General features: G+C 71.0%; 16 protein-coding genes. 7 read left to right on the top strand and 9 right to left on the bottom strand.

Going from position 1 to position 11,997, the window contains the following annotated elements:
- Positions 1-17 precede the first annotated feature (17 nt).
- Positions 18-767, top strand: a complete 750-nt coding sequence (locus IW248_RS31545; protein ID WP_196929804.1) for a phosphodiesterase — start codon at positions 18-20, stop codon at positions 765-767.
- On the opposite strand, the gene IW248_RS31540 is transcribed toward IW248_RS31545, so the two are convergent.
- Positions 734-952 (bottom strand): hypothetical protein, encoded by a 219-nt coding sequence (locus IW248_RS31540; RefSeq protein ID WP_196929803.1) that lies wholly within the window; start codon positions 950-952, stop codon positions 734-736. The two genes, IW248_RS31545 and IW248_RS31540, sit on opposite strands and share 34 nt — an antisense overlap.
- Before the next feature lie 273 nt (positions 953-1,225).
- Here IW248_RS31540 and IW248_RS31535 point away from each other — a divergent pair, with 273 nt between their 5' ends.
- The 3 genes from IW248_RS31535 (at position 1,226) to IW248_RS31525 (ending at position 3,212) form a co-directional block, all read left to right on the top strand.
- The gene (locus IW248_RS31535; protein ID WP_196929802.1) at positions 1,226-2,320 is read left to right on the top strand and encodes a 3-deoxy-7-phosphoheptulonate synthase; all 1,095 of its coding nucleotides are present in this window, start codon (positions 1,226-1,228) and stop codon (positions 2,318-2,320) included.
- A gap of 440 nt (positions 2,321-2,760) precedes the next feature.
- Positions 2,761-2,994: a hypothetical protein gene (locus IW248_RS31530; protein ID WP_231398081.1), complete on the top strand. Its 234-nt coding sequence runs from the start codon at positions 2,761-2,763 to the stop codon at positions 2,992-2,994.
- 23 nt (positions 2,995-3,017) lie between these two features.
- On the top strand, positions 3,018-3,212 hold the full coding sequence (locus tag IW248_RS31525) for a hypothetical protein (RefSeq protein ID WP_091405645.1): 195 nt from the start codon (positions 3,018-3,020) through the stop codon (positions 3,210-3,212).
- Between the two features lie 55 nt (positions 3,213-3,267).
- Here the strand turns inward: IW248_RS31525 and IW248_RS31520 are convergent, their stop codons facing one another.
- From IW248_RS31520 to IW248_RS31510, 3 genes are read right to left on the bottom strand one after another with little or no spacing between them, the layout of a single operon-like run.
- Positions 3,268-3,807: a DUF1360 domain-containing protein gene (locus tag IW248_RS31520; protein WP_124823043.1), complete on the bottom strand. Its 540-nt coding sequence runs from the start codon at positions 3,805-3,807 to the stop codon at positions 3,268-3,270.
- A gap of 53 nt (positions 3,808-3,860) precedes the next feature.
- Positions 3,861-4,193: a hypothetical protein gene (locus IW248_RS31515; RefSeq protein WP_124823042.1), complete on the bottom strand. Its 333-nt coding sequence runs from the start codon at positions 4,191-4,193 to the stop codon at positions 3,861-3,863.
- Complete coding sequence (locus IW248_RS31510; protein WP_372432775.1) at positions 4,193-4,534, bottom strand: DUF6158 family protein; 342 nt, start codon at positions 4,532-4,534, stop codon at positions 4,193-4,195. The genes IW248_RS31515 and IW248_RS31510 overlap by 1 nt, the downstream gene beginning before the upstream one ends.
- A gap of 131 nt (positions 4,535-4,665) precedes the next feature.
- Between IW248_RS31510 and IW248_RS31505 the strand changes: the two genes are divergently transcribed.
- Both IW248_RS31505 and IW248_RS31500 read left to right on the top strand, forming a co-directional pair.
- Positions 4,666-5,088: a hypothetical protein gene (locus IW248_RS31505; protein ID WP_196929800.1), complete on the top strand. Its 423-nt coding sequence runs from the start codon at positions 4,666-4,668 to the stop codon at positions 5,086-5,088.
- 25 nt (positions 5,089-5,113) lie between these two features.
- Positions 5,114-5,443 carry a DUF3817 domain-containing protein gene (locus IW248_RS31500; RefSeq protein WP_196929799.1) on the top strand — a complete coding sequence of 110 codons (330 nt, stop codon included), beginning with the start codon at positions 5,114-5,116 and terminating at the stop codon, positions 5,441-5,443.
- Between the two features lie 58 nt (positions 5,444-5,501).
- On the opposite strand, the gene IW248_RS31495 is transcribed toward IW248_RS31500, so the two are convergent.
- Positions 5,502-6,023, bottom strand: coding sequence for a DUF6232 family protein (locus tag IW248_RS31495; RefSeq protein ID WP_196929798.1), 522 nt, complete (start codon positions 6,021-6,023; stop codon positions 5,502-5,504).
- A gap of 500 nt (positions 6,024-6,523) precedes the next feature.
- On the opposite strand from IW248_RS31495, the gene IW248_RS31490 reads away from it, so the two are divergent.
- On the top strand, positions 6,524-7,501 hold the full coding sequence (locus tag IW248_RS31490) for a C40 family peptidase (protein WP_196929797.1): 978 nt from the start codon (positions 6,524-6,526) through the stop codon (positions 7,499-7,501).
- Between the two features lie 72 nt (positions 7,502-7,573).
- Here the strand turns inward: IW248_RS31490 and IW248_RS31485 are convergent, their stop codons facing one another.
- The 4 genes from IW248_RS31485 to IW248_RS31470 all read right to left on the bottom strand — a co-directional run bounded on the left by IW248_RS31485 (position 7,574) and on the right by IW248_RS31470 (position 11,884).
- Entirely contained in the window at positions 7,574-8,563 is a 990-nt protein-coding gene (locus IW248_RS31485; protein WP_196929796.1) for a sigma-70 family RNA polymerase sigma factor, read from the bottom strand.
- Between the two features lie 375 nt (positions 8,564-8,938).
- Positions 8,939-9,880, bottom strand: a complete 942-nt coding sequence (gene murQ / locus IW248_RS31480) for an N-acetylmuramic acid 6-phosphate etherase (protein WP_196929795.1) — start codon at positions 9,878-9,880, stop codon at positions 8,939-8,941.
- Complete coding sequence (locus IW248_RS31475) at positions 9,877-10,791, bottom strand: MurR/RpiR family transcriptional regulator (RefSeq protein ID WP_124823035.1); 915 nt, start codon at positions 10,789-10,791, stop codon at positions 9,877-9,879. The genes murQ and IW248_RS31475 overlap by 4 nt, the downstream gene beginning before the upstream one ends.
- 76 nt (positions 10,792-10,867) lie before the next feature.
- Positions 10,868-11,884: an NAD-dependent epimerase/dehydratase family protein gene (locus IW248_RS31470; RefSeq protein WP_196929794.1), complete on the bottom strand. Its 1,017-nt coding sequence runs from the start codon at positions 11,882-11,884 to the stop codon at positions 10,868-10,870.
- Positions 11,885-11,997: the final 113 nt, after the last annotated feature.

The raw sequence follows: 11,997 nt of genomic DNA, 5'->3' as shown, positions 1-11,997 counted from the left end.
TTGGGTACCGGAGAGGAATGACCGTCACCCCACCGCCGTCCCGGTCCGCCGGCCGGGCCGCCACCGCCGTCGAACGCGCCAGCGCCGCACTTGGCCGGCTGCGCCGCGGCCGACTGCTGCATCCGACCGGTCGCTCGTTCGTCGGCGAGACGGTGATCTGGGGTACGCCCGGACCGCCCACCGGAGTCGCTCTGCTGGACGACCCCGGCCGGTACCGGACCACCGTCCGGCTCTCCAAGGGAACGCCCACGCCCGGCAGTTGGCCGGACGTCCTGGGCCTCGCGTTGCGCCTGCACCGCGACGGCGACCGGCCGTTCGACCTGTTGGTCAGCTCCAGCGGCGCGGCCCCGGTGCTGCGGAACCTGCCGCTGCCCCGACGCCGCTTCAGCGGCACGTACAGCACGATCACCTGCTACCGCGCGGGTCGACGCCGCCTCTGGCTGGCCGCGTTGGCCGACCCCGACTCGGCCGACCTCGGTCGCAGCCTGGCCACGGCGGCCGCCGCGACCCGGACGGACACCCCGCGCCTGGTGCTCGCGGTCGCGTCGGCAGTGGGGCCCTGGCGGCTGGTCGGTCAGGTCAGTCTCGGTGCTCAGCTCAGCGCCGAGGACGACGCGGCGCTCGCGTTCGACCCGGCGCGCAACCTGCCACCCGATCTGCGGGTGGCAGGTCCGCTGGCCTGGCTGCGCGACCAGACCTACCGGGGGTCGCGTCGGGCGCGCGGGGCGACCGCTCAGTCCGGTGGTTCGACGGCGGCCACGGTCTGATCCGAGGTACGACGTTCCAGCACCGTGTCCGGTGCGGCGTTCTGGTCCGCAGCGCGGATGTCCGACTCGGCGAGGATGGCCTCCGCCTGCGCCTCCGGGTCGTCGCTGCCCACCGCCGTCTCCTCGGGCAGGAGGTGGTGCGCGCGGGACTCCACCCGCTCCTGATCGCTCTGCTCGTGTGTCATGGCACCCCTGTTACCCCGACCTCGCTCTCGGCACGCGATGTTCGCCCCGCATCTTGGGACGACAGTCCGGGTGTCCGCCTCCGGTCGGGTACGCTGGCCCGGTGACGCGTTCCTATCGATGGTTTATGCGGCCGGCTCGCACGCCGGTGACTTCCCCATGAACTGACGTCACCACGGACCGAGCCGGCTGGGCAGGAGCTGTCGTTCCTGCCCTTTTGCGTACGAGCAGCCGGCTCGTCCCGGGCACCGGCCCCGGGCACGGTCGGCGGAAGGATGCCCACCGTGACGACCCCGGAGACCGATCGGGTCAGCGATCAGCGAATCGACCGTGTCGTGCCGCTGACCACGCCCGCCCTGCTGCACCACGAGTTGCCCCTGGACGCCCCGCTCGCGGCGGCGGTGCTGACCGGCCGTCGCGCGGTCGGTCGCGTACTGGACCGCGAGGACGACCGCCTGCTGGTGGTGGTCGGCCCCTGCTCGGTGCATGATCCGGCCGCCGCCCTCGACTACGCGCAGCGTCTGCGGACGGCAGCCGACCGGCTGGCCGACGACCTGCTGATCGTCATGCGGGTCTACTTCGAGAAGCCCCGCTCTACGGTCGGCTGGAAGGGCCTGATCAACGACCCGGGTCTGGACGGCAGCGGGGACGTCAACACCGGCCTGCGGCTGGCCCGGGCGCTGCTGCTCGACGTGCTCCGCCTCGGCCTGCCGGTGGGTTGCGAGTTCCTCGACCCGATCACCCCGCAGTACATCGCGGACACGGTGGGCTGGGGCGCGATCGGTGCCCGCACCGTGGAGAGCCAGGTGCACCGCCAGCTCGCCTCCGGCCTGTCCATGCCGATCGGCATGAAGAACCGCCCGGACGGCAGCATCGGCACCGCCGTGGACGCGATCCGCGCCGCCGGGGTGCCGCACGTCTTCCCCGGCATCGACTTCTCCGGCACCCCGGCGATCATGCACACCCGGGGCAACACCGACGGGCACCTGGTGCTGCGCGGCGGGGGCGGCCGGCCCAACTACGACGCCGAGTCGGTCGCCGGCGCGCTCGACCTGCTCCGCGCGGCGGACCTGCCGGAGCGGCTGGTGATCGACGCCAGTCACGCCAACAGCGGCAAGGACCACCGCAACCAGCCGCTGGTCGCCGCGGACGTGGCCGCGCAACTGGCCGCCGGTCAGCGTGGGATCACCGGCGTGATGCTGGAGTCGTTCCTGCTGCCCGGCCGACAGGAACTCGACCCGACCCGCGAGCTGGAGTACGGGCGTTCGGTCACCGACGCCTGCCTCGGCTGGGACGACACCGCCGAGGTGCTCGACCACCTCGCCTCGGCCGTGCGGGCCCGGCGGGCCACGCTGCCGACGACTGTGTGACCGCCAACACCTCAGCGCACGGAACACGAGCGGGGGTCGGCTCGTTGACAGGGGTGTCGGTGTGTCCAGTGTCCCCGGGCCTCACCTAAATAGCCTTCGCGGAATACCGTCCGGCTGGAGCCGCGTAGTGCCACTCGCCGAGAGGCGACCTGCACACCGACACCAGCGCCGCCCCCGGCCCACAAGGCCGGGGGCGGCGCTGTCTGTATTCGGCGAACACCAGCGGATCGGCCTGGCCGAGAGGGTCGAGCGACATCACCCTCGCCCTCCTTCGCCCCCGCTACGTCTTTGCCTCCCTTTGCTCTGCACCCGCCCACGCACCACCTACCGAGCGTGACTGTCGCCTGGGCGGGTGCAGAGCAAAGGAGGGTTCGCGGGGCTGTCGACCGAGAGCGCAGGCCGCCACCGGGGTGACGTTTGACCGATTCCGCCCCGGGTAGCTGATCGAGGTGACCGACGACGCATCCGTGGCCGGCGAGCCGGACACCCAGGCCCTCGACGACCTGCTCGACGACATCTTCCGGGCGCAGGAGCGGGTCACCCAGGCTGAGATCTACCGCCAGGCGGTGGCCGCCGAACTCCCGCCGGACCTGCTCGCCCGCATCGACGCGCTTCCCGAGGGCGAGTACTCGGTGGACGAGGCCAGCGACCTGCTGGGCGGTTCCATCGGGTGAGCTACCGCAGAAGGGACACCGACATGACGCACCACGAGGATCACGACGAGAAGGTGCCGGCGCTGGGTCAGCCGCCGAAGGGCCGGGACACCACGCCCGAGCCGGACTTCGCCAACGAGCACGACCGCACGGCTGTGGATCGGGACATCATCACCGGGGCGGACGAGGACGAACGGGAGCCGGAGTCGCCGCACGGTTGGTCCGGCATGCAGCGCTGAGGACGTACGAAAGGGGGGCCGGCGTGTGCCGGCCCCCCTTTTCGTGTCCTGCTCGTCAGTCGTCGTCGTGCCCGCCCTCGGCGGCCTGCTGCGCCGCCGCGTACGCCATCTGGAGGAAGTCGGACGCGGCGACCGCCGTCAGCGCGGTGGCCACCAGGCGGGTGAGCCGGGGCGCGAGCACCAGGCCGCCGGTCAGCCCGGTGGCCACCCAGACCGCCAGGCAGAACGGGCAGCTCAACAGCTCCCCGATGGCGTGCCGGGTCGGACTGCCCGAGTCGCGAACCTGCTCCATCACCTCGCCGCTGCCGATCGGGCGGTCGTAGCGGGTGAACGGCGCCCGCAGCGGGCTGGTCACCGCGTCCTTGGACAGCAACCGACTCAACTTGTGCGTGGCGATGGAGAGCAACACCACGTCGGACGGCGCGGGGCGCTCCGGCACCGGCCGACCGGTCGCCTTGACCAGGCCGGCGATAGCCCCGGTCACCCCGGCGTAGGCGCCCATCGCCACCAGGTAGCCGCCGAGCGGCCGGTGTTCGTGCGGCGCGTACGCCCGGCGCAGCCGGGCCGCCTTCTGTCGCAGGCCAGTGTCGCTCACCCGATCTCCTCACATGTCGTGGTGGTGCGGGAGTGGCGTCCCGCGCGGCCGGCTCAGCCGGCCTGGAGGTTGTCGGCGACCTCGCGTACCAGATTGGTGAGCGCTTCGTCGGCCAGTTGGTCCGGACCGGACCCGCCCGACCCGTCGGCCAGGTCGAGTTGGATCCGGGCGCCGCCGGAATCCGCCGGCTCGACCCGGATCTCGGCGGACCAGTCGTCGCCGTCGCCCCAGCGGGCGCGCAGCTCCTCACCGCTGATCTCGGCGGCGGGGCTGCCGTCGCCACGTAGTGGCTCCGGCAGCCAGGCCGAGGCCCGGTCGGGGTCGGTGGCCGTGCTGAAGACCACCTCGGGCGGCGCGGACATGCCACGCACGGCGCGCGCCGCCATCAGGCGTCCCGCAGGCGGCTGGGGTCGACCTCGCGACCCGGGTGGCGGGCCAGGTACTCGGTCTCCAGCTCCGCCGTGCGGCGCAGGTGGTTGGCGAGTGCGGAGTCCGCCGCGTGCCGCAGGGTGTCCAGGCGGGTGCGGTGCAGGCTGTGCATCTCGCGGATCAGGTCCTCGTCGGTCAGCTCCGTCGGGTCGATGCCGAGCAGATCGCCGTCGAGAGCGGAAGCGCCGGCCGGGTCGGCGAGCTGATCGCCGCCCCACTCGGGCACCCGCTGCTCCGGGCTCATATCCGCGCTGCCGCTGGACGCGAAACCGTCTTCACGTACCGATCCGGTCATGATCGCCCCCCTTGATCTCGTTTGGGCTGGCGTCTAGACGATTGCCCAGGCGTGGTGATGCCAAACCAAGCCGGCGAGGCGACAACTACGACACGGTGTCGGAGACCGGCAGCGCCCCCGGTACCCTCGATGCCATGAGGCGGCTCTGGACCCCGGCGTGGATCGCGCGCCACGTGGCCATGGTCGTGCTGGTCGTGGGCTTCCTCGGGCTGGGCTGGTGGCAGATCAGCCGGGCCACCGCCGGCAACAGCCTGAGCTGGGGGTACGCGGTCGAGTGGCCGATCTTCGCCGGCTTCGTGGTCTACGTGTGGTGGCGTGAGGTGAAGCTGGCCCGACGCCGGGCGGCGGAGGCCGACGCGCCGCCCGTGGATCCGGCCGTCGAGCCGGCGCCGGCGGTCACCAGCGGGTCCCGACCGGCGGTACGCCGACCGGTACGGGTGTCCCGGGTGCCGGCCGCCGGCGATGTCGTCGAGGACACCGACCTGGCCGCCTACAACCACTACCTGTCATGGTTGAACGCCAATCCGGGCGCCCGGCCCGGTGACTATCCCGGCTGAGCCGGGCTCGGAAGGACGGACGAAGGTGGGCGCTGCCCTTACCCGGTACCGCGTGATCGCCTGGATCGTGGGCGTGGTGCTGATCCTGCTGGTCGTGATCGGCATGCCGCTGAAGTACGCGTTCGACAACCCGGTCGTGGTGGAGACGATCGGGCCGGCGCACGGCTTCCTTTACATGATCTACCTGGTGGCCGCGTTCGACCTGAGCCGCCGAGCCGACTGGCCGCTGAAGCGGATGCTGCTGGTGATGCTGGCCGGCACGGTGCCGTTCGTCTCGTTCTACGCCGAGCGCCGGGTCAGCGCCTGGGTGGCCGCGCCGCAGGAGGAACGGACTCCGGAGCCAATCGCTCACTGAGCTTGCTGAACGGCCGGTGGGCCGACGCGAGTCCGGCGCCGGTCCACCGCGTGCCGGATCAGCGGTTGGGCCGCCACGGGTCCGCTGCGGCGAGCGGGTCGACCCAACCGCCGTAGCGGTTGACCTCCCTGGCCCGCAGCAGCGACCGGGTGACCTGGCCGAACTGCCGTTCGTCGTCGGCGCTGAACAGCAGCACCTCCGACCCTTGGTACCACCCCCACAGCTCGTGGGGCGGTGGGCGCCAGCGGTCCCCGACCAGTGCGAGAGCGGCCGGGAGCAGGAACACCGCGCCGAGGATCAGGTACGCCTCGGCGGTGAGGCGTTGCAGACCGCCGGTGAAGCCGAGGAGCACCCCCACACCGCCGAGCATGCTGGCGGTGATGACGACGGCCCGGACGGCGATCCGGTCGTGCGGGCCCCGGGTGGTGCGCAGATGGGTCAGGTCGGCGACTCGGTAACTGTTCCGACCGACTGTGAACCGGTCGACGGTCACGATGATGCCGGGCCGCGCGTACAGCAGGGTCGACCGGGCGCCCGGCACCGTTCGCGGCGGTCGCGTCTGTGCGCCTTCACGATTCACGGTTCCTCCCGCAGGGGACGGTTGGCCGAGTGGACCCGCCGGTGACAGTCATCGCTGTCTGTCGACGGGATTCCCGGCTCCGGACTTCATTGTGTTGCGGCACTGCCAGTCGACCTGGGCATTTACGGGCTCCCGACAGCTCGCCATGACGGGTGACATCGTCGAGAAACAGCATCCATTTCAGGTTTTATCGGTTATGGAGGCCAGGATTCCGGCGGCATACGCCCGGAACGACGAAGGTCGTATATCCGTCACTAGCTGGTGAAAGGGGCTATATTCCCCCGTCCGCAGGCGTCATCAGCCACCATGACGCCACCCAGCCCACGGGCACGACCCGCAACTCTTCCAACTTTCGCCCCTGCTTCAACTGCGAGCGACATCCGTCCCGGGTTAGGTTGGGCGAGCCGATCCGGCACAGTGCCGTCCGCCCGGATGGCCCCGGCCGGTGTCGTCGAGGGCGTCAGCAGCCCCGGCGGCCGTGGGAGAGGGGCCTTCCGCTCTTGTCATCCCTGAGAAATCTGCTGCGCACCGTGGCGCTGGTCGGCATGTCGGCCGCGCTGATCACCCCGACGGCGGTGGCCCAGGCCGAGCCGTCCCCCGCCGACCTGACCCGCCAGATCGAGACGTCCTCGGCCGAGCTGGAGCGGGTCGTCGAGTCGTACAACAAACTGCGTGAGGAGATCAAGACAAACGAGGCCTCCGTGGCCCGATTACAGACCCGCATCGGCCCACTCGAACAGCAGGTCGAGCAGAGCCGGGCCGACGTGGCCCAGCTCGCCTCCACCGCGTACAAGAGTGGCGGCCTGCGCACCGCGGAGGCCCTGCTGCGTTCCGGCGGCTCGGCCGCACTGCTGGACCGGCTCGGCACGATCGAGCAGTTGACCCGCCAGCGGCAGGAGAGCATCTCCGGCTTCACGGCCGACCAGCAGCGGCTGCTCGACGAGAAGACCCGCCTGGACGCGACACTGGCCCGGCAGGCCGCGCAGGCTCGCCAGCTCACGGCGGGCAAGAAGCAGATCGAGCAGGACCTGGCCAAGCTGTACGAGCTGCGCCGGCAGGCGTACGGGGCCGCCACCGAGCGACCCGAGCCCAAGGCGGCAGCGACCGAGGCGAAGAACGTGCCCGCCGTGTCCGGTGCTGCCGGCACGGCGGTGCGCTACGCGTTCGGCGCGATCGGCAAGCCGTACGTCTGGGCAGCCGACGGGCCGAACGGCTATGACTGTTCCGGCCTGACCTCGGCGGCCTGGCGGGCGGCCGGGAGGTCCCTGCCGCACAACACGCGGATGCAGTGGAGTGCTGTCGCCCACATCGGGCGGGGCGACCTACGCCCCGGCGATCTGGTCTTCTACAGCGGGCTCGGGCACGTCGCCCTCTACGTGGGCGACGGCCAGGTGATCGACGCGCCGAGCGCCGGTCGCAACGTGCTCAAGCGCGGCATGAACATGATGTCCATCCAGGGTTACGGTCGGGTTCGCTGACCGCGATCGGCAACGGCGAACGGCCGGCGTCCCCCTATCGGACGCCGGCCGTTCGCCGTCATTGCTACCAGGTCAGGCTGCCTGCAGCCCCTCTGCCCGGGCCAGCTCGCGGAGCCGGCCGAGGGCCTGGATCTCCAGCTGCCGGATCCGCTCGCGGGACAGCGAGAACCGGGACGCGACCTCGGTGAGCGAGTGCTCCCGGCCGTCCTCCAGCCCGTAGCGGGCCCGCATGATGCCGGCGGAGCGATCGTCGAGGTGGTTGAGCAGCCCTTCGATGCGCTGCCGCTCCAGACCGCTGAGGACGATGTCCTCCGGCGACGGCGCGTCACTGTCGGCGACCAGGTCCCCGAGGCTGGTGTCGCCATCGTCACCGACCGGGGTGTCCAGCGAAACGGTGTCCTGCGACCAGCGGCGCAGCTCGTTCACCCGCTCGACGGTGACGCCGAGGGCGGTGGCGATCTGCTCCGGCTCCGGGTCGCTGCCCAACTCACGGGTCAGCTGCCGCGCCACGTTGCGCATCCGGTTGACGTCCTCCACCAGGTGCACCGGCAGACGGACGGTGCGCTCCTGCTGGGCGATCGCCCGGCTGATCGCCTGCCGGATCCACCAGGTGGCGTAGGTGGAGAACTTGTAGCCGCGCTCGTAGTCGAACTTCTCGACCGCCCGGACGAGGCCGGTGTTGCCCTCCTGGATCAGGTCCAGCATGGGCATCCCCGAGCGCACGTAGCGCCGGGCGATCGATACGACCAGTCGGAGGTTTGCGCGGATGAAGAGGTCCTTCGCCCGATGCCCCTCGACGACCAGCCACTCCAGGTCGGCCCGGTCAACAGCGGCGGGAACGGCGTCCTCGCCGAGCAGGTGCTCGGCGTAGAGGCCGGCCTCGATCGCCCTGGAGAGCTCCACCTCCCGAGCGGCGTCCAGCAGTGGCGTCCGGGAGATCTCGTGCAGGTAGACGCCCACCAGGTCGCGTTCCTCGGCGACCTGATCGGTTCGCATGCCGATGTTCTTGTCCACGTTGCCCACGGTCCCCTCGCTCGCGCCGGTTGCCCGGTTCCTTGCCATTCCCCACACCTGTCAGCCCCTGGTAACTTCTGCTGTGCCCATCGGTGCTGACACCTACACAACAGATGAGACGTGTCGGGGATTCCTCGTCGTGAGTCGAAAGTGTCACGAATGCCTGAGTAGTAGCTGAGAGCACGGTCCATGTTTGCTGTCAGCACCCCATCGGGTGGCTCGCCACTGGGCACCACGTACGGGCTACGGCACCATGGCAACACCGCCCGCCGTGGGGGCACAGCGACCCGGGTCACCACAGCGATGCGATCCTGGTCACTGCCAGATACGCACCGGTGGACCGGTCGGTTCATCCAGGGGTGTTATTACCCCCCGGCCAGATGAACAATCCGAGGCCCCGTTCGCTTCCCGGCGCGGGTGACGCTAGGAGGCGAGCAGGGCGAGTGCGCCGCGCACCTGGTCGGCCGAGCGGGCCAGCGCGGCCCGGGCGGCGTCGATCTCGGCGCCCGAGACGAGGGAGACGAGCGCCGTCTTCAGGTCCCCGTCGGCCTGGGTGAGGGCCTGCCGGGCGAGGTCCTCCGAGCAGCCGGTGGCCTCGACCAGGATCGAGATCATTCGTCCGCGGAGTTTCGCGTTGGTCGCCACCATATCGATCATGAGGTTCGAGTAGACCCGCCCCAGGCGCACCATGACGGCGGTCGAGAACGTGTTGAGCACCAACTTCTGTGCGGTGCCCGCCTTCATCCGAGTCGATCCGGTGACCACCTCGGGTCCGGTGTCCACCCCGATGAACACGTCGACCGACCGGGCGGCCTCCGCCTCCGGATTGGCGCAGAGCAGCACCGTCGAAGCGCCCTTGGCGCGAGCTGCGGCAAGCGCCCCGAGGACGTACGGCGTGCGTCCGCTGGCCGCCAGACCAACCACCAGGTCCCCGGCACGTACACAACTGGCCGCTTCGACCGCGCCGCCCCGGTCGTCGTCCTCGGCGTCCTCCACGGCCCGCCACATGGCGTCCGGGCCTCCCGCGAGGTGTGCGCAGAACCAGTGTCGGGGCGAGTTGAAGGTGGGGGCCAGCTCGGCCGCGTCCAGCACGCCCAGTCGGCCGGAGGTGCCGGCTCCGAAGTAGTGCACCCGGTGACCGCCGCGAAGGGCCTCGACCGCCAGGTCGACGGTGGTGGCGATCTCGTCGAGGACCGCGGCGACCGCCGCCGGCACCCGTCGGTCCGCCTCGTTGATCACGGTGAGCACGTCCCGGGTCGACATCAGGTCGAGGTCGACGCTGAGCGGGTTGCGCCGTTCGGTGGGGGCGCCCACCCGGACGGTCGAACGAGCGGGCGGTGCGGGCATCTCCGCACCGCCCGTCATGCCCGCCTCCGGTTGGCACCCACCCGGTGCGACTGGACCGCCTCGGCGGTCGCCTCCAGGGCCTTGCGGGCCCGGGCCCGGTTACGGGCGGCCACCCCGACGAAGAGGCAGTCGACCACAGTGAGCTGGGCCAACCGGCTGGCCGTCGCGCCGGAGCGGTAGGTGGTCTCCCGGGCCGCCGTGGTCAACACGAAGTCCGCCACGTCGGTGATCGGCGAGCGCGGGAAGTTGGTCAGCGCCACGGTCGCGGCACCCCGGGTACGGGCCTGTTCCAGCACCTCGATCACGTCGGAGGTGGTGCCGGTGTGCGAGATGCCGATCGCCACGTCTCCCCGCCCGAGGAGGGCGGCCGAGGTCAGCGCGGTGTGCACGTCCGGGAAGTAGAACGCGATCCGGCCGATGCGGTGCAGCTTCTGCTGGAAGTCCGAGGCGACGAACCCGCTGGCGCCGGCGCCGTAGATGTCGATCCGAGCGGCGCCGCTGATCGCCTCGACCACCTGCTCGCAGACGGCCGGGTCCAGTTGTTCGGCAGTCTCCTCGACGGCGCGGGCGTCGTTGAACGCGATGGTGGCGATGATCTGGGCGATGTCGGCACCGGGCGGGATGTCACCGCCGACCACTCGGGCGTCCGGTGGCTCGATCCGCCGGGCGGCTTCGGCGGCGAGGCGGATGCGCAGTTGGGGGTAGCCGTCCATGCCCACCGAACGGCAGAACCGGATGACTGTCGCCTCGGATGTCTCGGCTGCGGTGGCGAGGTCGGTGATTGTTCGTCGGGCGGCGGCCGCCGGGTCGGAGACGACCAGTCGGGCGACCCGCTGCTCGGCGGGCGACAGCGATGGCAACAGCCCGCTGATGTGGACGATCAGCCCACCGGGCTCGTGACTCGCAGAAATCTTCGGACTTTTCGCCACGGATGAAACTTACTTTCACCAGGCGTGAGCGTCAACTATGACTGTCCGAGGTGGGGGAAACTTCGACCATCTGGGATCACCGGTCCCGCACAGCCTGCCACTTCCCCAGGATCGCCGCCTCATCCGCCGGGTCGAGTCCACCCTGCCGGACGGCCGTCGGATGCGCGGCCATCCAGGACGCGGTCGCCCGAACGGTGTCGGCCAGCGGACGGACCGTCAACCCGGCGTCCAGGGCCGGACGGACGTCCCGGTCCATCAGGCCAGCGGTCTCCGGCAGTCGCACCCAGAGCGGCAGCGCCCGCTCCCCCGACCACTCGCGTACGTCGTGGGACAGCAGGAACTCCTGATCGACCCAGGTGAGGAGCGGGTCGGCGACGCCCAACCCGGCGGCCACCCCGGCCAACAAATCAGCCCGGGACATCGCCGGACCCGTCCCGTCGTACGTGCCGCTGAGGCCGGCGCCCGCAGCGTGCAACAGCCAACGCGCCAGATCGGCGACGTCCACGAACTGCACCCGGTCGGTCGGGCGTCCGGGTGCCAGCACCTCGCCACCTGCCGACAGCCGCCGAACCCAGTACGGGAAACGGTCGCTCGGGTCCTCCGCGCCGACGATCAGCCCCGCCCGGCAAATGAACGCACGGTCCTCGCCGACCCGCTCCCGGACCAGTTGCTCGATGCTCACCTTGCACTCGCCGTACCAGCGGTGGTCCGGACCGATCGGCCCGTCCACGTCCGGCGGTGCCGGGGCCAGGATCGGCGCGTCCGCTGCGGTCTGGCCCGGGGTGGTGTGGTCCGCGTACACCGAGATCGTCGACACGAGCGACCAGTGGCCGACGTGGTCGGCAAGCGCGGCCAGCGCGTGCCGGGCATGGCTGATCTGGCGGGTCACGTCGACCACGGCGTCGAAGCCCGCGTCGGCGAGCGGGACGAGCGACTCGGGATCATCGCGGTCGGCCGCCACGAATCGCGCCCCGGCCGGTACGACGCCGGACACGCCCCGGGCCGCACAGGTCACCTCGTGACCCTGCTCGACGGCGAGCTTGGCCGTAGCCCGGCCGAGGAATCGAGTGCCACCTAGAATGAGGATCCGCATGGAGCGATCCTGCGCCCCCAAGACCGAAACCACCCACCCCCTCTGCCCAGGGCAGACCTCGATCATGAAGTTGTTGTCACTCAACTCGGCGTGTCACGGCAACAACTCCATGA

The organism is Micromonospora ureilytica (assembly GCF_015751765.1).
GTDB classification, from domain to species: Bacteria; Actinomycetota; Actinomycetes; order Mycobacteriales; family Micromonosporaceae; genus Micromonospora; species Micromonospora ureilytica.
The sequence above is the reverse complement of the archived record's forward strand: the minus strand, read 5'-3'. Positions and strand labels throughout refer to the sequence as shown.

Coding starts and splice junctions, on each gene's coding strand:
- IW248_RS31470 (WP_196929794.1), bottom strand. CDS start 11,884: ATGCGGATCCTCATTCTAGGTGGCACTCGATTCCTCGGCCGGGCTACG.
- IW248_RS31505 (WP_196929800.1), top strand. CDS start 4,666: ATGAGGCGGCTCTGGACCCCGGCGTGGATCGCGCGCCACGTGGCCATG.
- IW248_RS31525 (WP_091405645.1), top strand. CDS start 3,018: ATGACGCACCACGAGGATCACGACGAGAAGGTGCCGGCGCTGGGTCAG.
- murQ (WP_196929795.1), bottom strand. CDS start 9,880: ATGACGGGCGGTGCGGAGATGCCCGCACCGCCCGCTCGTTCGACCGTC.
- IW248_RS31545 (WP_196929804.1), top strand. CDS start 18: ATGACCGTCACCCCACCGCCGTCCCGGTCCGCCGGCCGGGCCGCCACC.
- IW248_RS31535 (WP_196929802.1), top strand. CDS start 1,226: ATGCCCACCGTGACGACCCCGGAGACCGATCGGGTCAGCGATCAGCGA.
- IW248_RS31515 (WP_124823042.1), bottom strand. CDS start 4,193: ATGGCGGCGCGCGCCGTGCGTGGCATGTCCGCGCCGCCCGAGGTGGTC.
- IW248_RS31540 (WP_196929803.1), bottom strand. CDS start 952: ATGACACACGAGCAGAGCGATCAGGAGCGGGTGGAGTCCCGCGCGCAC.
- IW248_RS31485 (WP_196929796.1), bottom strand. CDS start 8,563: ATGGCAAGGAACCGGGCAACCGGCGCGAGCGAGGGGACCGTGGGCAAC.